This window comes from Labrenzia sp. ATLA3, from assembly GCF_057180185.1.
Genome location: NZ_JBXUKV010000012.1, coordinates 34,622 through 55,711 on the forward strand (window position 1 = coordinate 34,622; position 21,090 = coordinate 55,711).

Consider the following 21,090-nt stretch of genomic DNA (forward strand, 5'->3'; position numbering starts at 1 on the left):
AGGCAGCACAGATGTTTATCAAACACACACAATTCGCCTCGGCGCGGGTTTCAGACATCCTGGCGGCTGGAACGGCAGCCATTCGGGCGATCCCGCCGGCCTTTCCCCTGGACGCAACCGTTGCCGTCAATCCGTTCCTCGGACAGACCGGGGAAGATCTCGCAGAGGCGTCCGTGCGGCTGGCCAGAACAGCAGGCGTCAGCCTGACCCGGCCCAGAAGCAGCTTTGCCGCCGATGTCGCCAGTGGCCGCATCACTGACACAGACCTGCTTGCTGCCCTCGCAGCCAGCAAAGCCGACACCAAGCCGGAGGATCTGGCACAGCTGAAGGCGCTTCTCCAGCAGGAGCCATCCGTGCCGACGGCGGCACCGACGATTGCCGATCTCGCAGCTTCGGTTTCGGGCATCGATTGGCCATCTATCATCGAAAAGTCGGTCGGCCTCTGGGCGGCCGGTTATTTCGACCGAGGGCAGGCGCTTTGGTCTCCGGCTCCAGGTGAAGGCGCCTATGCTGCCTGGCGGTCCTGGGCGAGCCGCGACCTGACACCGGAAATCGCAGGTCTGCCGGGCTTCTGCTCGCATGTAACCGCATCGCCGGATACCTCCGAGCAAGCCATCCTGCAGGTAACCGGCAGGCTGGCGATCAACGTTCCGGCGGCCGAGACCGTGTTTCACCGGCTGCTGATGGATTTGGGTGGCTGGGCGCAGCATGCGCGCTGGCTGCTCTGGCAGGCCGAACAGGACGGCAAGACGGATGGAACGCTTGGCGACCTTCTGGCCGTGCGGCTGATTTGGGAAGAAGCGCTTTTCAACCGGTTCCCGGCTGTTGCCGAACAATGGCAAGCCACATTGCAGCTCCATGAGGTCCCTCTTGTTCCGACGCAGGATCAGGTTGTCGACGCCATTTTGCAGGATGCGGCCGAACGGGCCTACCAGCGGTCTCTTGACCAAAGCCTGACCAACATGGCGGCTAGCACCGGCACCCGGCCAGCGCTTCAGGCGGCGTTCTGCATCGACGTGCGCTCGGAAGTCTTTCGGCGGGCACTGGAGAACCAGAGCCCCTCGATCGAAACACTTGGCTTTGCCGGCTTCTTCGGCCTGCCCGCCGCCCACCGGGACCACGGCTCGGATGTTCAGGAGAACCACCTGCCGGTGTTGCTGAAACCTGCGCTCACCTCGACAAGCCACGGCTCTGCGCAAGAGGAAAAGACGGCACGCATCGGTGCGCGGGCCGTACGGGCCCTGGATAGGTTTCGCCAGGCCGCCGTCTCGTCCTTCGCCTATGTGGAGGCCGCAGGCCCGCTGTATGTGACCAAGCTGATAAAGGACTCCCTTGGCTTCCCCGCAAAAAGGGCCGATTGCCCTCCCGCGCCCAGGCTCGATCCGGCGCTCGATGCCGAAACCAAGGCTGCAACGGCCGCTGCGGTTCTGAAGGCCATGAGCCTGACAAAAGATCATGCGCCGGTTGTGCTCCTGGTCGGACACGGAGCCAACGTCAAAAACAACCCTCATCAGAGCGCCTACCATTGCGGCGCGTGCGGCGGCTATTCGGGAGAAGTCTCGGCACGGCTGCTTGCAAACCTGCTGAACGACACGGAGACCCGCGCGGGGCTTGCCGGCCATGGCATCGAACTGCCGGACGACACCTGGTTTGTCGCGGCCCTCCACGACACGACGACCGACGAAGTTACGCTGTTCGACAAGGACCACCCCGGCCAGATCGACGGACACGACCTTCTGAAGACGTGGCTGAAGCGGGCAGGCGTTGAAGCCCGGGCGGAACGCGCCTTGCGCCTGCCGGGTGCCAAACCTGCTTCCGTTGCGGCCAGAGCGTTCAACTGGGCCGAAGTCAGGCCTGAGTGGGGCCTGGCCGGCTGCGCGGCATTTGTCGCCGCCCCCAGGAATGTAACCTCGAAAGCGAACCTGGATGGCCGGGCGTTCCTGCACAGTTACGACTGGCAGTCTGACAAGGACTTCAAGACACTAGAGCTCGTCCTGACGGCACCTGTTGTCGTCGCGAGCTGGATCAGCCTTCAATATTATGGCTCAGCGGTCGCCCCGGATGTTTTCGGTGGTGGCAACAAGCTCATTCACAATGTTGTCGGCGGTATCGGTGTCGTTGAAGGCAATGGCGGCCGTCTGCGGCCCGGACTTCCTGCACAGGCCCTGCACGACGGCGAAAAGGGAATGCACACCCCGCTGCGCCTTTCGGTTCTGATCGAAGCCCCCGAAGAGGCGATCTCCAACGTTCTGGAGGCGCACCCGGAGGTTCGGATGCTGTTCGACAACGGCTGGCTACATCTCTTCGCGCTCAGGGACGGGCAGATGAGCACCCGGTATCAGCCTGGCGGCACCTGGACGCACTAACAGACAGTGGCCGGCTTGCCCTGGCACAGCCGGCTACCCGTGCCGGAATTGAACCCTATGGCTGTTCAGGCGTTCTCAAAGGAGAGCTATCCATTGGAGGACAAAATGCATCCACATAGAAATGCCCGGGCGACCGCGACTTTGGCTGCCGCAATGCTCCTTGTTTGCGGCTCAGCGCTTGCAGAGGAAACACCTGAGGACTGCCAGGTTGCCCCCGGGGCGAAGGCGCAAGACAGGGTCCCAACTGAATCGGAAGAAACCGTAACCCTGTCAGACTGCAATGGCATCTTGAAACCGGCGCCGGTCGGCGATCGAGAGCTGGTTGAACCTGCTCCCGATGCCGGTGAAACGCCGATCATCTCGCCGGACGAGATTCCGGACCAGCAGCCGGCGGATTGAAGCTCCGCCGGTGCAGGACAAATTATGAGCGCAGCAGACGCTTCGTGGACCCGACAGCGGTCGCGATCTGGGAATAATGCGTCTTGCGTTTTTCGGAGTTTCCGGCCGAGCGCAACAGCTTGGTGACGCTCTCATCGATGGCTGCCGACGCTTCGCTGCGGGCCTTGGAGAGGTTGGCCTTGGAAACGGCACGATAGCTGCGCTGCCCCACGGACGCGCGCGGTGCGCTGCGATCCTGATACTTTGAAACGATTCCATCAAGCTTGCGCGAGAGGCTTCGCAGTTCCCGAGCCGCGTCGCGATAGTTGGGACGGTTCTCGATTGTCGAGGCGGCACGTCCCAGAACGTTTCTCAGACAGTCAAAGCGGTATTCGGGCCGAATGGAATTCTGGCACTCGTTGGTGCCGTTCTGAATGATCCACACCACACCACGTGTGATCCTGTCATCCAGGTCGTAAGCCGAACTGAGGTTTGGATCACGTTCCTGACGATCAACATCATAGGAAGGCCCAACCGGTTCCGAATAGGTATCGGAATATTGCGATTGCACAAGTAACAGATCCTCCAGAACGGACTCCAACGGGTCCTTCTGCACAAGGGTCTGACCACCCGGCACAGCGACGGCATAGGCCGGCACGACTGCGGCAGTCACGGTTTGCCCGGCAAGTACAACGGCCGCGACACCGGCAAAAAATCTGCTTTTAAACATGAATTCCCCCAATCAAACACTTCGAACAAATCGCCAGAGACAATGTATCGGGACGGTCAGTCATCGCCTTTGATGCCACGACTGTAATTAAGAAGCTGAAAAACCTGCAAATAACATGAAGAAAAACGTCTGCACTGCTATCACTGAAATCAGGGACCGATAATTCCCGACTCGTTTCTTTTGATTGCTCTTTAGAATTTTAAACCCTTGAAACAATAGAACAAGACAAAAAATTCCCTAACGTTAATTTTCGGGATCGTCGCTGATGGTCCTGCCTCGGTCCACCTTCGGCAAGAACAGGCCCTTGCCCTATTCGGAAAGCCCGTAAGCCTTCCGCAACCCTCTTTGGGTCTGCGGGCCGAATTGACCGTCGATGGTCCCTGTGTAGAACGCGCGTTCCGACAATTTGCGTTGCAGGGACCGGCGTGTCGTGTCCTTGAACATCTTCGGGTTTTCCGAGAGCTGGTTCAGGACTTCCTCGTTTCCCGACCGCAAGGCGCGGTAAAGATATTCCGCAGCATCGTCCGGCTGCTTGCCGTCGACAACGCCGTCATCGATCAGGGCCGCATAATTGAACATGGCTTCCGGATGCCGCTGGTCGGCGGCCTGCCCGAACAGTTCGATTGCTTTTTTGGGATCACGCGCGATCCCAAGACCGCCCTGATAATAAAGGAACCCGAGATCGTTGATGGCATCAGCAAAGCCCTCGTCTGCGGACTGGCGGAACAGCTCCAGCGCCTTGTCGACATCCTGCTCCACACCGATGCCGCGTTCATACATGCGGGCAAGTTCGAACATGGCTTCAGGATCGCCCGCCTCAGCTGCCTTTTCCAGAAAGGCCGCCGCGCGGGAAGGGTCGTAGCGGTCCTCGCTCGGGTTGAGACGCATATAGGCAAGGCCCTTCAGCGCCCTGCTGTCGCCTTCCCGTGCCGCGACCTGCAACTGCTCTTCCTGACTGACCTCAAGACGCCCCCACGCATTGCGCCGGTCAACTGCCGCAAGCACATTGACCTCCTGACTGCCGCCCGCCAGAAAATAGGGCTTTCCGGACAGCGATCCGTAGGTGTGCGGCTCCTGTGCGTTGGCAGTGGATTTCAGCACGGAATCGCGCACCTGGCGGAAGGCGAGGCCTATTTCCAGGTCCCGGACCTTCAACGTCCGGGCCAGCGCTGATGCAAACGGACTGTTGTCGCCAGCCCCGTCCAACGCAACGGCGCCGGCTTCAGCCGCATAGGCCACAAGGGTACCGCGTTCGGGAGAAGGTGCCGCCAGTCCGCGGCTTTGGACGCCTTGCCGGACGGTCAGCGTCTGCTCTCCGCCCGCATCTGCAAACGGGTCGTTCCGGCAGGAATCCAGGATCACGATCCTGAGCTGGCGCGCCTTGTCGACCGCTTCCAGAATATCGTCGAGAGAAACGGAGGTGTCGGCAACCTGCTGCCGGCTGCCCGACTTGGCGTCCGAGGGAACGAGGAAGTTGCGCCCCCCCACTTCAATCCCGTGTCCGGCAAAATAGACAAGGGCAACGTCAGCGGTCTCCGCCTCGAAAGCAAAACGGTTCAGAAGGTCCCGGAACTCTGCAAGGCCGATGTTGAAATGCTCGGAGACTTCGAAATTCAGTTCGTTCAAAGTGTCCGAAATAAGCTTGCCGTCATTGGTGGTGTTGGTCAGGTCGGGGGCGTTCTCATAACTGGCGATCCCGACCACCAGCGCCATGCGCCGTTCCGCAAAGGGATCCGTAGCCGCATGAGCGCTCACACCCGTGGCAAGCAACAAGGTCATCAGGCACCAGACGGCCAATCCGTTGATATTAAGAGCTTTCAACAGCAGTTCGACCCGGTTTCGCATTTGGCGCAATCGCATGAAACACCCGTTTCCGCATCGAAACTCAACGCCGGAAACACCGCTGGTATAATTGAAGGAATGCCTTGCGAAGACAAGCCTTTCTTTTCGTTGCGTCATATGCCCGGGGCTACCGTCACCTGACGGCCGTACCTTGCGAAACTGGCCTTGCAAAACTGGCCTTGCGAAAAAAGGCCGGTCCGCGTGAAACGAACCGGCCCAAGGCGGACATTGCCTGAAGACCACATCAGACAATCCGGATTGGCAGCTCCTCATGAACGGAGCTGCTAAGGCTTTTCCGGGACCGCGCCCTTCCAAAGGAAAGGGGCACCGTCCTGGCGCTTACTCCTCGCGGAAAGCGCGTGACATGCTGTCGACAATCGGTTTCGTCAGATACTGCATGAAGGTCCGCTCGGCGGTCTGGATCATGATTTCCGCGGGCATGCCGGGTGTCGGAACGAAGTTCAGCACCCGTGTGAGTTCACCTGGAGCAATGCCGATGCGGGTGACATAGACTTCCCGGACCATACCGGTGCTGTTGTCGGTGATCGCATCTGCCGAGACATATTGCACTTCGCCTTCCAGCACCGGGGTCGTCCGCTGATTGAGGGCGGACAGGCGAATAGTCGCCTGCTGACCGATGTGAACACTGTCGATGTCCGTTCGTGAGATCAGGGCCTCGATGATCAGCGGTGCATCGGAGGGAAGGATTTCGACAATCGTCTTGCCGCTTTCGATAACGCCACCGGCCGTATGATAGTGCATGCGCACAATGGTGCCAGACACCGGGGCCTGGATGACGGCCCGCGCCAAAACGTTGCGCACCTTGCGGGATTGTTCTCTCGCCGCATCCAGTTCCGCCTCGATGGATTGCAGGTCGTCGAGCACCTTTTCGTTGTAGGCGGCCCGCGTCTGCTTGACCTGCTCCCGATGCTGCAGCACCTGGGCGTTGGCCTCCTGCATGGCCGAGGCCAACCGTCCGATCTGGCCTTCGGCTTCGGCAATCGCTCTTTCAAGCGCGTTCAGGGTCGGCTTCAGCAGAAGCCCCTTTTCGAAGAGAAGTTTCTTGCCCTTGTGCTCTTCCTTCAGGATCGCAAGCTGCTTGATCATGGAATCGTGCTGTTCGCGATACCCGTCGTGGCGGTGCTGAAGGGATTCGATCGTGCTCTCCAGGATACGAATGTCGCTCATCAGCTTCGCCTGAGATCCCAGAAAGCTCAGCTTCTGGCCGGCGATGATGGTGGCAATTTCCTTGTCGTCCTTGTGATCGAGCAATGATTGCGGAAACTCGACCTCTTCCTGCCAGAGATATTCCGCGCGAAGACGGGCGTTGATCGCCTCGAGCCGAGCCAGCTTGAGCCTGAGCTGCCGTTCATTCGCCGATGCCACGGTTTCGTCGAGAACAACGATCGGGTCGCCCTTCTGAACGCGCGCGCCTTCCTGCACCAGGATTTCCTTCACGATCCCGCCTTCGTAATGCTGAATCTGCTTGTTCTGTCCGGTTGCGACAAAGGTCCCGCTTGAAATCACGGCGGCAGCCAGCGGCGCGGTAAAGGACCAGGCGGCAAATCCTCCGATGAAGAACACCAGCAGGAAAACCCCGATCAGCGTGTGCCAGTAGATCGATCTCGGCACCGCCGAATACCAGTCCATCGGTTCGTTATGCGTCAGAGCGTTGCTCATATTTCCCCCCAGGCCTGAGCCGTTCCATGCGGCTACCAGCGCTTATCCTTGTTTCTGAACCGCTTTTTGCTTTTTCCTGTCGGCAAGGAGTTCAAGAACCTCGTTGCGGAAACCGAACATGCTGATGGAGCCATCCGCCAGAACAAGGATCCGGTCGACGCATTTCAGAAGGGACGGTTTCTGGGTGACTGCGACAACGGTGATGCCCTCGGCCTTGGCATGCGCCATTGCCCGCGCAAGCGCTTCGTCACCATTGGTGTCCAGATTTGAGTTGGGTTCGTCCAGAACCACGAAACGCGGATTGCCGAAGAAAGCCCGGGCAAGCGCGATGCGCTGCTTCTGCCCACCGGACAGCGGCGCACCGTCCGCCGCAACGACGGTTTCATAGCCATGGGCCAGGTCGGAAATCATGGCATGAACGTCCGCAAGGCAGGCCGCTTCGTAGATCTGCTCGTCCGAAGCATCTTCCCGCATACGGCCAATGTTCTGCTTGATGGTTCCGGGAAAAAGCTGAACGTCCTGCGGCAGATAGCCGATGTTTTCACCCAGTTGCCGCTGGTTCCAGTTGCGCAGATCCATCAGATCCAGACGCACTGCGCCCGATGTCGGCAGGATCGACCCCACCAGCATCTTGCCGAGCGTTGTCTTGCCTGCGCCCGAGTTGCCGATGATTGCAAGGGAATCGCCGGCCTTGAGCGAAAAGGTGATGCTGTTGAGCACGACCCGTTTGGTGCCCTGGGGCACGTAAAGCAGACGCTCGACATCAAGCCGGCCCTGCGGTTTCGGCAGGACGAGACGCTCGGAATTGAGCGGCGAGGACTTCAGCAGTGTCGAGATCCGGCTATAGGAATTGCGCGACAGCAGATACTGGTTCCAGCCTTCGATCGCGCCTTCGATGGGCGACAGAGCCCGGCCGCCAATAATGGAAGCGGCAATCACCATGCCCCCGGTCAGCTCGCCCTGAATGGCGAGGAAAGACCCCCACCCCAGCATTGCCACCTGCGTCAGCAGCCGAACTGCCTTGGTGATGGAGGCCGATATGATGTTCCTGTCCTGTGCACTCACCTGCGCACGCAGCGAAGCAGCCGTATCACGCCCCCAGAGGTGGACAGCTTCCGGGATCATGGCCAGGGCATTGATGATCTGCGAATTTCTGGACATCGCATCCAGATGCAGGTTCGCCTTGCTCTGGTTCTGGTTGGCGTCGCTGAAATGGCGGGACGTGATCTTCTGGTTGATCACCGCGATCACGAGCAGGATCACGCAGGTTCCCCCCACGATCATCCCCAGATGTGGATGAATAAGGTAGATCGCCACCAGGAAAAGCGGTGCGAAGGGGCCGTCCAGAAACGCCATCATGGTCCCGGACACCAGGAAACCCCGCAGTTGCTGCAAGTCGTTCAGGATCTGGTACTCCTTGCCATTGCTGTTGAGGGAAGCCCGCGCGGCGGCGGCAAGGATGGGCGAGCCCAGTTGCGATGCAAGCTCAACCGCAGTGCGCATCAGGATGAACCGGCGGATGGCATCGAAGGCTGCCTGCAACAGAACCGCCCCGATGATGACGCCGGTCAGCATGACCAGAGTGTCGAGCGAGCGGCTGGTCAGGACCCGGTCGGAGATCTGAAACAGATAGACCGGAATGGACAGCACCAGCACGTTGATGACGCAGGAAAACAGCATGACGATGAGAAGATTGCGCCTGACGGCGGCAATGCCGTTATCAAGTGCGTTTGAAAGATCGGGGGGAGTCGTACGGCGGTGGAATTCGGGCTTCTCCCCCTTGCCTTTGCCGGCGCCGGTTCGTCCGGGTTTGCGCCCGTCCATCGGTTTTGCCGGGACGTCTTCCGCTTTCAGGGTCGGCTCGCCGGCGGCAGCGGCTTTCGCGCCCACCAGCCGTTCATCACCCCTTTTGGCATCCGGCCCCAGAACTTCCGGTTCACCGGCACGGCTCGCCCGCTGCCCATCGGCAACATCATAAGAAATGGTCATGTGCGGTCTCCCCTAAGCAACCATGGTCGCCATCGGATCGACACAAACCTCGTCCGGCATCTGGTTCAGATTGACTGTTTCAAAGCTGTTGTCGGCATCGGTCAGCATGCCATCTGCCAGAAACACCACGGCCTCGGAGGCCAGATGTGCCCCGCCTTCGTCCGGCTGCGCCACATCTGCTGTCAGGATCTCTGCCTGATAGAGCAAGGCTTCAGAATAGGTTTCGCCACCGACGCGAACGACGGTGTCCACACTGGCTTCCTGGATCACCGCGGCGTTGTAAAGCAGATTTGAATCGCCATTGATGCTGGTGTCTTCGCTGGCGACATCCACCCCGAGCGTGGCGATACTGTCGCTGTCGCCCAGGATATTGACCTGTTCGAGATAATTGATGTCGTAGACGTCGCCGGAGACATAAAGCACGTTCAGCATGTTGACCGGCGAGGCCTCACCGCTGAAAGCCCCTGACAGGAAGTCGCTGTCGAGATCGTCCTCATCGGCAGTCGCCAGACGGTTCGCACTCACCGGGTCCAGGTCGACGACGGTGTTGTTGAAATTGGAAACGATGTAGGCCTCGTTCCACAGCAGATTGTCGATCTCTCCGTCCGGCCCAGCCAAGGGTGCGTCACCCGTTCCATCCGAGATGATCTGGTCGAAATTGACCAGAACGTTGGTCTGGCTGATCACATTGGCCGAATAGTAATTTCCGCCGATGAGGATCATGTCGAAAAAGGTGCTGAGTTCCGTCAGGTTGAGGCCGTTCGTCAGAACATTGCCGCCGGATGTGATCATCGTGCCCGAATTGTCTTCCTGGTAGACGATGGTGTCATTGTCGACCAGGTAGTTTGTCTGGGTCAGCCAGTTCACAAAGGTCATGTCACCGTCGTGGAAGGTAATGTCCCACAGGGCATGATTGCCGATGGAGGTGGCGTCCACCGGCAGATCCGATCCGGTGTTCAGGATCGACGCGATGTTGTAGCTGCCGGTAGTCGGGTCTGACGCCAACGCGCCAAGCCCGGCCAGATGCGGCGAGGCCAGAACGTTGGTCTGGCTGATGATGTCGAGATCGTAGTAGTCGCCGGCAACAGCGATCGTCGCGGCCTTTCCCCAGACATCCAGCACAACGGCCTGATTGATCATCGTGTTGTTGCCGGTGCTGATTTGCAGCGATGCGGAACCTGCCGCTGTTTCCTCCAGCAAGGTAATCTGACCGGAGGCGCTTTGCGGCCCATTATCCGTAACGTCCTCGGCCAACCCATCGGCGTCCTCGTCCGGAGCGCGGCCCTTCAACTGCTTGATGACCTCATCGAGGCGGGCCGCTTCCTCGACAACGACACCATTCTGGTAAAGTTGGCCGGTCTCCTCCCCCGTCACAAGAACCTGCTGTCCGACACCTGGAGCCCCTGTCTGCATGGCCTTGGCCGTTTCCGCCCAGGCCTCGACAGTCGCGCTCAGGTTGCCTGCCGGATTGTCCGCTTCCGAAAAACCGAACCTGCCCGTAATTCCGGCGGCCTCCAGCGCATCGACAAAAGCGGTGAGCGAAGGCGCCTCGGCATCAAAACGATAGGAAAGACCAGTATTCGACAGATAGTCGTTGTCATCCAGCAGGTTTTCCGACCGGGACAGCACCGCAAAACTGTTGGGAAGCACTTCGTGGTGGTAGGTTATGAAAATCACGCCGCCCGTCAGTGTGATGGTATAGGGATTATAAGTCCCTTCGTCGGGCGGCAGGGTCAGGTTTGCCCGCATGCCGATGCCGTCCCACTCGTAGAAATTCAGGGCGGCGGGAATATCATCGAAGAGGCGGTAACCGTTGAATTCGTAATGGATATTCGGGTTGAGATCGAGCAGCTGATAGTCTGGCCAGACCGTTAGCAGCGCCTCCATCGTGTCGCCCTGCTCAGCCTGTTCCGCAGCCAGTTGAGCGGCGCGGAATTCCAGATATTCGAGGCGGGCCCGCGCCTCCTCCAGCGACATGGCAAAGCTGCCTACAAAATGTGAAATCGCCTCACGCGTAAGGTCGTCATAAAAAAACATGTCAGCCCCCGAAACGGAGTGAAGGGTTTTATTCGCGGTCGAACTCGCGCGAATTAAAAAACGAGAGGCCGCGTCCAGGAGGCGCGGTGCGAATGGCGCCGCGCCTCCTGCTATCTTCAGGAATAAAAGATCAACTCAGATGTGGAGCGCATCAGCTGCCCAGAGAGCCCAGGTCTTCACCGGTCATGATGTTATCCATGTTGCCCCCGACAATGGTCATGTCGACAGAGTTGTTCAGGATGTTTTCGCCCTGGACCAGTGTGTTGGTGAACGCCGTTGCATCGTTGGAAGCAGAGGCTTCGGCCGCATTGAGGCCCTGAACCAGAGCATCGTCGTCGGCAATGACCTTGACGCTGCCCGACCCCAGATCGTCGATTTCCAGATTGCCATCCAGGTCGAGCGACATGCCGTGGAAACCGGAATGACCGAACCAGTTGGCCGTATGACCACCGAAAGCACTCATTTCAGCATCGATGCTTCCACTGCCGCTGGAACCGCCTGCGGAAATACCATCGTCGGTCGTCGAATCGCCGCCCTTGGCATTCAGGGTCTGGTTGAAGTTGGCCCCATTGGTTGCCGTCGTGTTTTGAGCCGTATCGTTGTCTTCGAGCTGGTTGGTGTTGTTGAGCACGACGCCTGCGTCATTGCCCGCGCCATTGAGAGCTTCGTTCAGAATGTCCTCAACGCTGATGTCATCACCGGGAGAGTAGTCAATGCTGCCATTGACGCTGACGAGCATTTCGTCGACTTCAGCACAATCTTCCAGGTCGATGTCCACGACATCGTCATCGTCATAGACGAAGCCTTCTTCGAAGTGCATATCGACTTTGGCCATGTTGACGATCTTTGATTCATCGATTGCATCGAAATCAGAGTAGTTGAATTGAGTTCCACGCTTACCAGACATGATAAAAGTCCTTGTTCAAGGCGGTGATCCAGACCTCGTTAAGGCTAACGATCACACCGCATTCTGACTTGGAGACAGGCGCAGCCGGATATTCAGAAACAGGAATCCGCAGCGCCTCGCAAACATCTTAGAGGTCGTCTTCACCAACGCTGTCGGTATAGAGATCACCACCGACGATCGATGTATCGACCGAGTTGTTGAGGATGTTCGCGCCTTGCACCAGCTCGTTGACGAATGCCTCGGTTGCGTTGGCGGCATTGGCTGCAGCCATCACTTCGCCGATCACCGTCGCGTCATCGAGGGCATCCACGGTCATGGAAGAACCGCCGAATGCCAGACCGTCATCCGCCACAGAAGAACCGCCGGTCGCGGACAGTTTCTGCGTGAAAGCAGCGTCGTTGGCGACATAGGTGCCATTGGCCTGGTCATTGTCTTCCAGCATATTGCTGTTGTTCAGGACAAAGCCGGTATCGTTTCCTGCGCCGTTCAGCGCATCGTTCAGGACGTCTTCGACATTGATGTCGTCGCCCGGATCGAAGTCGATGTTGCCTTTTGCAATCAGCATGTCCCCGACACTGGCGTGATCGCTCAAATCCAGGTCAATGTTGTCGACGTCCGAAGGACCGTTCTCGAAATCAACGTTGATGACGGGATTGAAATCACTGTCGACATACTTGAACACCTGATTGTTTACATCCTGGGTGTTATCGTCGTCAGAGTATTCCCACTCGTAACTCTTCGAGTTGTCGATATTTACCTCGTGATTGTATTCACGAGAGAAATCCGGACGATACGACTTATCGATGTTCAGCTCGTTTTTTTGCCAAACGTATTCGCTCATGGTTCTGTCCTCAGATCGGACAGCTCGGCAGATCGTCTTCTATCGATTTGCATAGAACTGTCATGGTTTAAAAGGAGCGTTTCCACTCCCGATCAAATGGAAAGTGGCAAAACGCGCCACATCAGCCAGACAAAAACAGAATGGCCGCTCCATTTACGCATCGGACGGAAGTCAAATACAGATAACGTATCTCACCGATTATGAGAAATACATAAATTCGATCACTTCCGAGCCGATTAAAACAATGACAGAACAAACCCGGCGCAATAAGCCGGAAATCCTAACTAAATATTAACCCCTTAGTTTTCGTGGGTGTATAGGGACACAGGCCCTCACGTAAAATGAAAAAAATTGAATGATTTTAATGACTTGAATAAGAATAAAAAACTCGGATAAATCGAATTATTAATATAACCTAGGGTAAGCTTGCTATATACAAGTTGTGGGTGAGGAGGAATTCGGATCGGGGGAAATTACAAGAATCACTGTTAGTACTGCGCTTTGGGCGGCATGTTGATTTTAACTCGCCTTCCATTGCCTGAGTCTATCCTTGGTCTGAACAGACAAATAAAAATTTTTATTATTTTCAAATCTGAAGGCGAAAGCCAACGGCAAAATAAGCCGGCTAATTACTTAAAAAGACACGTTTCTCCCAGCCCCTGCTTCTGGCAAGTGCAAGCAAAAGAGGGAACGGTTTAAATTATAGCTTAGTATCTAGGGATGATTGTAATGGCTACTGCGAATTATGAAAAAAAGGGTTCAATCTATTTTGTTGGCGCATCCGAAAAGTTTCCGAAGGAGCTGGAAGGTGTAATCGAACGAGAAATAGACAATGGACGTTTCGTCCGTATCAGTCAGAAAATTGATCTTTACCGCTCGGAACGTCGTGGAGAATTTTCGAAACGGCTTTTCCTCATCGACGAAGGTTTCAGCGCGGAACGCAAGGAGTCGGTTGCCTGCTTGCGGAAGAACTTTCCGGAAGCAAACCTTTGCATGTTGATCAACGACGATCTTTCCTTTCCCTCGATCATCAGCGAATATTTCCAGGAAGGTCTGATCAAGAGCGTCTTACCCATGAACCTGCGGATCGACCTGTGGCTCGGCGCCATCCGTCTGATGCTGAACGGCGGTCACTATCTGCCGGCCGATGCGATCAAGTACATGGGTCACGAACGGCCTTCCAGTGCGGCTCCCGCCTTGCAAAACCACAAACAACGCGGTCGCACCATGAACCAGTTCAGCAAGCTGACCCGCCGGGAAACCGAAGTCCTGTGCCTGATTTCAGAGGGCCACCAGAACAAGATTATCGCCGACAAGCTGTCCCTGTCTGAACACACGATCAAGCTGCATATTCATCACATCATTTCAAAGCTCGGCGTTTCCAACAGGACGGAGGCCGCGGCAATTTTTATTCAGAAGGAAAACCATTCACCCAGTCTTGAGGCCTGAAGATGAGCGCCGCCGAAATGTCACCAATGGCGGATGAGTTCCAGACATTTCTGACCCTCATGGGCCGCCTGAATTACACATGGACCAACACGGAGAGCCTGTTGATCCACATGATCGCCGGCCTTGCCGGTGTCACCAAGGAAGTTGCAACGGTCATCTTCCTGACCCTCAACACGTCGCGCGCCAGAATTGATCTGGTCGAACGGCTGGCCAAGCTGGACACCCAGACGCCGGATATGAGGGAAGGCGTGCTGGGCCTGACGCGGGACATGCACAAGATATTGAAATTAAAAAATAAATATAATCACTGCATTTATTCTTTCGACAACGGGGGACGCAATGCCTCTACTATTCTCATGCGAATTAGCGACCAGAAACACAAGATCGAATACGGCAAGTCCAGCCCGATCAATTCCCGTGAAATCACGCTGGTCAGGGAGACGATCCAGAAAACCCAGGCGTTGAACAAATCGCTGTGGGAGTTCTTCAAGCTGCGCAGGTTTCCGGTCTGAAGCTGCCGCCAACTCCGCTTCCTGGACGAAAAAAGAGGCCGGATCAGCGAACCGAACCGGCCTTACAGGGGAGGTAACACGGCAATTGAGCCGGCTTGGATCAACCCTGATCCGGGCCGCCTTTCTCTAACCGATCCTGGCAGCGACGCTCTTGGTCTTGCAGTAGCTCTTGAGCCCCTCCAGACCTTTTTCGCGGCCGAAGCCAGATTTCTTGTTACCTCCAAACGGCACTTCGATGCCCCCGGCAAAATACTCGTTGATGAAGATCTGCCCCGCGTCGATCTCGCGGGCGAGCTGATGGGCTTGTGCAAAATTCGAGGTGTAGACGCCGGCGACCAGTCCGTACTGGCAGTCATTGGCCAACGCCAGCGCATGATCGGCATCTTCAGCCACCTGCACCGTCAGAACCGGCCCGAAGATTTCTTCCTGGGCCAATTCGTCATTGGCGGCAACATTGTCGACGATTGTCGGCTGATAGAACCATCCCTTGCCGCTTTCCGGATCGGCGGCGATCGCGCCGCCCGTTACGACATCTGCCCCGCGCGCCTTCGCACGGTCGACAAAGCCGGCGACCTTCGCAAGATGCTCCGCAGAACTGACCGGGCCGACATCCGGATTGGCAAGGCCATGCCCGAGCTTCAAGGCGCTGGTGCGCTTGACCAGCTCTGCGACAAAATCCGCGTGGATGCTTTTCTCGATGACGAGACGGGATCCCGCCGAGCAGATCTGCCCGGCATTTTCATAAATCGCGCCGAGTACACCGGAGAGCGCCTGTTCCCGGTCGCAATCCCCCAGCACCACCACCGGCGATTTGCCGCCGAGTTCCAGCACCACGCGGGTGATTTCGTCAGCTGCCGCCTTCATCACCGCCTTGCCCGTCTGCACCGATCCGGTGAAGGTGATGTGATCGACATCCGGATGGGACGTCAGCGGCGCACCGGTTTCGGCGCCTGTGCCGGTCACGACATTGCAGACCCCGGCCGGCAATCCGGCATCATGCAGGATCTTCGCCAGAAGCAGCGCCGTGAAGGGCGTCTGTTCTGCCGGCTTCGCGACGACAGTGCAGCCTGCTGCAAGCGCAGGCGCAAACCCGCGTGCGGCCGTGGAGATCGGAAAGTTCCACGGAATGATCTGAGCCGTCACCCCGACCGGCTCGTGAATGGTGTAGCCGACATAGTTCGGGCCGAGCGGAAAGCTGTCGCCCTGCTGCTTGTCGCAGGCACCTGCGTAATACTCGAACGCCCGGGCCGCACCGCGCACATCGCCTTCTGCTTCCTGAAGCGCCTTGCCGCTGTCGAGCGTTTCGGCAACAGCCAGAAGATCGAGGTTTTCCAGGATCAGCCGGGAGGCCTTCAGAAGAATGCGGGACCGTTCCGCCGGTGCCATGTCGCGCCAGACCGACTCGAAAGCAACCTTTGACGATTGGACCGCCTGATCGACATCCTCGGCAGTTCCGGCCGTGAAGCGGGCAAAGGCTTCGCCCCGACCGGGATCGAAACTTTCCATGGTCCGGTTATGGGACGGCTGGGCGAAGCGGCCGTCAATGAAATGGCCGAGCGGCAGCACCTTCAGCGTGCCCGTAGCCTGATATTCCGCGATGAGTTCACTTGCTGCGGGCATCGTTAGCCTTCCAGGGAGCTGATCTTGTAGGTGGATTTGGCCAGCCATTCCGGGCTGATCTCGACACCCCAGCCCGGCGCGTCGGTTACCATCGCATGGCCGTCTGAAATCTCGAACGGAGATGAGGTGAACAGATCATACTGCCACGGATAATAGTCCGCTTCCTCGATGGAGAATTCGAGATACTTGCCCGCGTTCGGGATCGCCCGCAGCAGATGCATGGTGAACAGTGTCACCAGCGACAGATTGGCCGCATGCGGCGTGCAGGGGATCCCGGCTTCATGTGCCATCCGCGCCACCTGCAAGGTGCGGACCATGCCGCCGAGATAACACACGTCCGGCTGAACGATATCGACAACCCGGTCATCGATCATACGCTGCCAGTCCACCAGCGAGCAATCCTGTTCCCCGCCCGTTACGTCGATGCGCAGCGCATCCGTCACCTGCTTGGTCTGGTCGTAATGCCAATAGGGGCAAGGCTCTTCGTAATGGGAAATTCCGTTGGCTTCCAGAAACCGGCCGATCTCGATGGCTTTGGACGGCGAGTAGCAGGAGTTTGCATCGACCAGCAGCTCCGTACCATCGTCAAAGGCCTTGCGCATGGTCGGGACAATCTCTTCCGTCCGACCAGGCCACTCGTCGCGGTCACGTCCGCATTCGGCGCCGATCCGGAACTTGAACGCGGTAAAGCCATTCAGGTCCTGCTGTTTCTTCAGCCGATCCGCTTCGTCCTTCGGCGTGATATCGCGCTTCATCGACGACCCGTAAGCCCGCACCTTGCCCGGAGTTCCGCCGAGCAGTTCACAGACCGACTTTCCTTCCAGCTTGCCGCGCAGGTCGAACAGCGCCGTGTCCAGACCTCCCATCGCCCGGCGCAGATAGGAACCGGGGAATTTGTGTTCCCGCTCCGGAATGATCCCCATCAGATGTTCGATGTCATAAGCATCTTCACCCAGTGCGTATGGCGCCACCTGACGATGCACGACTTCGGCAGTGATATCCGCGTAATAAGGAGCAACCTGTCCCCATCCGGTCGCGCCACTCTCGTCAGTCACGCGGACAAAGCAGACAAACTCATTTGTAAATGTTTCTATTGATTGTATTTTCATCGTGAAATCAGGTCCTCGGACGGGCGGTCGCGACGGATAAGTGTTGGCTCAGGACCGACCCTTATCCAGAATTGGACTTGATAAAAGGTCCGTTTTGCGCAAACTCTCATACCAATTTGAGGGAACGCGATGAAACGCCATGCCGGTGCAGTGCTCTCGTCGATCAAGATCGACAAGACGGCCGAAAAGAAAATTTCGATCCAGCTCTACATGGCGCTGCGCGACCTGCTGCTGACGGGCGCCCTGACCCCGGGCGACCGTATGCCGGCAACACGTACCCTGGCACAGGAAATCGGTGTTTCCCGTACGACGGTGATCGACGCCATCGACCGCCTGACCGCGGAGGGCCTGCTGGAGGCAAGGGTCGGCGCCGGCACCTATGTCAGCGAAGCACTGAACGCCCGCCTTGCACCGAAGCTTTCACAGGAAGCCAACGACATCACCCCTGTCGTGCCGCGCCTTTCGCACGCGTCCCGCCACGCAATCCCGGACTTCACCTTGCGCTCGCGCCTGCCACACAAATCGCAGGCCTTTGTCACCGCGCTGCCCGCGCTCGACGCCTTTCCCATGGCACAATGGGCGAAGCTCTCTGCCCGGCACTGGCGCAAGGACCGCGACCACATTGCCGGTTATGGCGAACCCTTCGGCTACATGCCGCTGCGCCGTGCCATCGCCCGCCAATTGAATGCGTCCCGGGGCATCAAATGCGATCCGGAACAGATCTTCATCACCAACGGCGCTCAGCGGGCCTTCTCCCTGATCGGCGGCATGCTGGTCAATCCGGGTGAGCCGATCTGGTTCGAAAATCCGGGTGCCATCGGCGCACGCAACGCTTTCGTTGCCATCGGGGCAAGGCCTGTTCCGGTTGCCGTCGACGAGGAAGGCCTGTGCATTGAAGACGGACTGGCAAAGGCCCCCTATTTCCGGCTTGCGTTCGTCACACCATCCCATCAGCAACCGCTGGGTCATGTCATGAGCCTGTCACGCAGGCTGGCGCTGCTGAAGGTCGCCAACGAAGCCGATGCCATGATCGTTGAGGACGATTACGACGGTGAGTTCTATTTCGGCGACCAGCCGCCACCGACCCTCAAGAGCATAGATACGCATGGCCGGGTGATCTACGTCGGCACGTTCTCAAAATCCCTGTTCCCGGCCCTCAGGCTCGGCTTCGCGCTGGTCCCGGAAGGTCTAGTGGAAAGCTTTGAGCGCGTCTGCCTGACCTGGCTTTCCGGCGTTCCGACGGTCACCCAGGCGATTGTTGCCGAATTCATGGATGAGGGCATGTTCGCAACACATATCCGCACCATGCGCCAGCTTTACAAACACCGCCACGACACCCTGATGGCGGAGGCAGCCGACCTTGCCGGAGATATCGATCTTCAACCGGCCAGCAGCGGCTTTCATACTGTTGGCTTTGTGTCGAACAGACACGATGAAGACAGGATCGTCAGCAAAGCGGCGAAACTCGGCATCATCACCGCACCGCTCTCCCGGTATGCCCTTGGACAGATACCACAGCGCGGTATTGTGCTCGGCTTTGGCAGCTCCGGGCAGGAAGACATTCGCAAAGGCATGAAGGTTCTCAAGAAAATCCTGCCCGGCTGCAGTGCCGGGTGAGGCGCCGCCCCGCTAATTGGACTGAAAAATTATCTGCAATGGATATATTTTACAGGCCAATTCCAACCTAGGCTTCCTTCCGGTTGGTACGCTGAGCGCATTCAGGAGGACGTCATCCATTTGGAAACAACACGAACCGGCCTGATGCCTGTCGCATTCGGGCAGCTCTCCTTCATTTCGCCCACGACGTCGCCGGCGCTCACCTCCCGACTGAAGAAATTCGGCGTGACCATGACAGAAGCAGCCTTCAAACCGAGCGCAAGCCGGACGCCTGGTCTGCGCGAGGTCACGCTGCCCTTGCTGCGGCCAACCATGATCGCGGACGGAAGCGTTGCGCCGCTGTCGACTGCCATCCAACCCGACAAGACCTTTCGATAGGAGCATTCATGGCCGAGTTCGACTTTGTCATTGTCGGCGCGGGCTCGGCAGGCTCGGTGCTTGCCGACCGGTTGTCGGAAGACGGCAAATACACAGTCTGCCTGCTGGAGGCCGGCGGTTCGGATCTCAATTTCTGGATCTGGATGCCGATTGGCTATGGCAAGGCTTTCTACAATCGCAAAATCAACTGGATGTACCACACCGAGGCCGATCCCGGCCTGAACGACCGTTCCGGCTACTGGCCGCGCGGCAAGGTGCTGGGCGGTTCCAGCTCCATCAATGCCATGGTCTACATTCGCGGCCAGCATGCGGATTTCGAGGACTGGAAGGCCCTCGGCAACACAGGCTGGGGCTGGCAGGACGTTCTGCCCTATTTCAAACGGTCGGAAACCAACGGCAACGGTGCCGACGCCTATCGCGGCGGCGATGGCCCACTTTATGTGTCCTCCATGGACAAGGAAGTTCATCCGCTGTGCGAAAACTTCCTGGCGGCCAGCGAAGAGGCCGGCTTCAGCCGCAATCCGGATTTCAACGGCAAGACCCAGGAAGGTGTCGGCCTTTACCAGGTAACCTCGAAAAACGGGTTCCGCATGTCGGCAGCCCGCGCCTATCTGTCCCGTGCGAAAAAACGGCAGAACGTGTCCATCCTGACCAGGGCACACACAACCCGGGTGATCCTTGAGAACGGACGGGCCACCGGTGTTGCCTACAGCCAGGGCGGGACCGAACAGATCATCAAGGCTCGCCGGGAGGTGATCCTGAGTGCCGGTGCCGTCAATTCTCCGCAGATCCTGATGCTGTCCGGCATTGGCGATGGTGCGGAGCTGCAGGCAAAGGGCATAACCCCCACCGTGCAAAGCCCGGCCGTCGGCAAGAACCTGCAGGACCATCTCGGCCTCGATTACCTCTACCGGTCCAAGGTGCCGACGCTGAACCAGCTGCTTTACCCGTGGTGGGGAAAGCTCGCCCAGGGGATCCGCTATGTCCTGACCCGCAGAGGTCCGTTGTCGCTCAGCGTCAACCAGGCCGGTGGGTTCGTTAAAAGCAATCCGGATTGTGAACGGCCGAACATGCAGCTTTACTTCTCGCCTGTCAGCTACACCAAGGCACCAAAAGGCAAGCGCCCGCTGATGAATCCGGACCCCTTCCCCGGCTTCCTGCTCGGCTTTCAGCCGACGCGGCCGACCAGCCGCGGCCACATCTGCCTGCGCTCGGCCAACCCGTTCGACATGCCGGAGATCCACCCCAACTCGCTCAGCACGAACCGCGACCTCACCGAAATGATCGAAGGCAGCAAGCTGATGCGCAAGATCGCCGAAAGCCCTGCCATGAAATCGGTCATCGACGATGAAATCACCCCCGGCCCGGGCGTTCAGACCGACGAGGACATGCTGGCGGATGCGCGCAGCCGGTGCTCCACCGTCTTTCACCCGGTCAGCACCTGCCGCATGGGGCCGGCGCCGGGCGAAAATGTTGTCGACACGCGCCTGAAGGTTTACGGGGTCGACGGACTCAGGGTTGTCGATGCCTCCATTTTCCCGACAGTTACATCCGGCAACACCAATGCACCCGCGATCATGGTTGGCGAAAAAGGTGCCGATCTGATTCTGGAGGACGCGCGAACAGCGTGAGGCG

General features: G+C 58.2%; 16 protein-coding genes. 7 read left to right on the forward strand and 9 right to left on the reverse strand.

Annotated elements, in window-relative coordinates:
* Window positions 1-11 precede the first annotated feature (11 nt).
* Both AC2A6O_RS27275 and AC2A6O_RS27280 read left to right on the forward strand, forming a co-directional pair.
* On the forward strand, window positions 12-2,366 hold the full coding sequence (locus AC2A6O_RS27275) for a YbcC family protein (RefSeq protein WP_498931866.1): 2,355 nt from the start codon (window positions 12-14) through the stop codon (window positions 2,364-2,366).
* Window positions 2,367-2,471: 105 nt separating this feature from the next.
* On the forward strand, window positions 2,472-2,765 hold the full coding sequence (locus AC2A6O_RS27280; protein WP_498931868.1) for a hypothetical protein: 294 nt from the start codon (window positions 2,472-2,474) through the stop codon (window positions 2,763-2,765).
* Between the two features lie 22 nt (window positions 2,766-2,787).
* Here the strand turns inward: AC2A6O_RS27280 and AC2A6O_RS27285 are convergent, their stop codons facing one another.
* The 7 genes from AC2A6O_RS27285 to AC2A6O_RS27315 all read right to left on the reverse strand — a co-directional run bounded on the left by AC2A6O_RS27285 (window position 2,788) and on the right by AC2A6O_RS27315 (window position 12,770).
* Window positions 2,788-3,474, reverse strand: coding sequence for a hypothetical protein (locus tag AC2A6O_RS27285; protein WP_498931870.1), 687 nt, complete (start codon window positions 3,472-3,474; stop codon window positions 2,788-2,790).
* A 309-nt stretch (window positions 3,475-3,783) separates the two neighbouring features.
* Window positions 3,784-5,334 (reverse strand): caspase family protein, encoded by a 1,551-nt coding sequence (locus tag AC2A6O_RS27290; RefSeq protein WP_498931872.1) that lies wholly within the window; start codon window positions 5,332-5,334, stop codon window positions 3,784-3,786.
* Between the two features lie 321 nt (window positions 5,335-5,655).
* Window positions 5,656-6,996, reverse strand: coding sequence for an HlyD family type I secretion periplasmic adaptor subunit (locus AC2A6O_RS27295; protein ID WP_148583150.1), 1,341 nt, complete (start codon window positions 6,994-6,996; stop codon window positions 5,656-5,658).
* Window positions 6,997-7,038: 42 nt separating this feature from the next.
* Entirely contained in the window at window positions 7,039-8,985 is a 1,947-nt protein-coding gene (locus AC2A6O_RS27300) for a type I secretion system permease/ATPase (RefSeq protein WP_498931874.1), read from the reverse strand.
* 12 nt (window positions 8,986-8,997) lie between these two features.
* Complete coding sequence (locus tag AC2A6O_RS27305; RefSeq protein WP_498931876.1) at window positions 8,998-11,022, reverse strand: hypothetical protein; 2,025 nt, start codon at window positions 11,020-11,022, stop codon at window positions 8,998-9,000.
* A 151-nt stretch (window positions 11,023-11,173) separates the two neighbouring features.
* A complete protein-coding gene (locus AC2A6O_RS27310; protein ID WP_498931878.1) occupies window positions 11,174-11,929 on the reverse strand; it encodes a hypothetical protein in 756 nt (251 codons plus the stop codon).
* A 127-nt stretch (window positions 11,930-12,056) separates the two neighbouring features.
* Window positions 12,057-12,770, reverse strand: coding sequence for a hypothetical protein (locus AC2A6O_RS27315; RefSeq protein WP_498931880.1), 714 nt, complete (start codon window positions 12,768-12,770; stop codon window positions 12,057-12,059).
* A gap of 729 nt (window positions 12,771-13,499) precedes the next feature.
* On the opposite strand from AC2A6O_RS27315, the gene AC2A6O_RS27320 reads away from it, so the two are divergent.
* Window positions 13,500-14,219 carry a helix-turn-helix transcriptional regulator gene (locus AC2A6O_RS27320; protein ID WP_162529995.1) on the forward strand — a complete coding sequence of 240 codons (720 nt, stop codon included), beginning with the start codon at window positions 13,500-13,502 and terminating at the stop codon, window positions 14,217-14,219.
* A 2-nt stretch (window positions 14,220-14,221) separates the two neighbouring features.
* Window positions 14,222-14,731 carry a hypothetical protein gene (locus tag AC2A6O_RS27325; RefSeq protein WP_286192552.1) on the forward strand — a complete coding sequence of 170 codons (510 nt, stop codon included), beginning with the start codon at window positions 14,222-14,224 and terminating at the stop codon, window positions 14,729-14,731.
* 126 nt (window positions 14,732-14,857) lie between these two features.
* Here the strand turns inward: AC2A6O_RS27325 and AC2A6O_RS27330 are convergent, their stop codons facing one another.
* Together AC2A6O_RS27330 and AC2A6O_RS27335 are read right to left on the reverse strand one after the other, a co-directional pair.
* Complete coding sequence (locus AC2A6O_RS27330) at window positions 14,858-16,351, reverse strand: aldehyde dehydrogenase family protein (RefSeq protein ID WP_498931883.1); 1,494 nt, start codon at window positions 16,349-16,351, stop codon at window positions 14,858-14,860.
* 2 nt (window positions 16,352-16,353) lie between these two features.
* On the reverse strand, window positions 16,354-17,460 hold the full coding sequence (locus tag AC2A6O_RS27335; RefSeq protein ID WP_498931884.1) for a mandelate racemase/muconate lactonizing enzyme family protein: 1,107 nt from the start codon (window positions 17,458-17,460) through the stop codon (window positions 16,354-16,356).
* A gap of 129 nt (window positions 17,461-17,589) precedes the next feature.
* On the opposite strand from AC2A6O_RS27335, the gene pdxR reads away from it, so the two are divergent.
* The 3 genes from pdxR to AC2A6O_RS27350 all read left to right on the forward strand — a co-directional run bounded on the left by pdxR (window position 17,590) and on the right by AC2A6O_RS27350 (window position 21,086).
* On the forward strand, window positions 17,590-19,077 hold the full coding sequence (gene pdxR, locus AC2A6O_RS27340; RefSeq protein WP_498931886.1) for a MocR-like pyridoxine biosynthesis transcription factor PdxR: 1,488 nt from the start codon (window positions 17,590-17,592) through the stop codon (window positions 19,075-19,077).
* A gap of 120 nt (window positions 19,078-19,197) precedes the next feature.
* Window positions 19,198-19,455 (forward strand): hypothetical protein, encoded by a 258-nt coding sequence (locus tag AC2A6O_RS27345; RefSeq protein ID WP_498931888.1) that lies wholly within the window; start codon window positions 19,198-19,200, stop codon window positions 19,453-19,455.
* A gap of 8 nt (window positions 19,456-19,463) precedes the next feature.
* Complete coding sequence (locus AC2A6O_RS27350; protein ID WP_498931890.1) at window positions 19,464-21,086, forward strand: GMC family oxidoreductase; 1,623 nt, start codon at window positions 19,464-19,466, stop codon at window positions 21,084-21,086.
* Window positions 21,087-21,090: the final 4 nt, after the last annotated feature.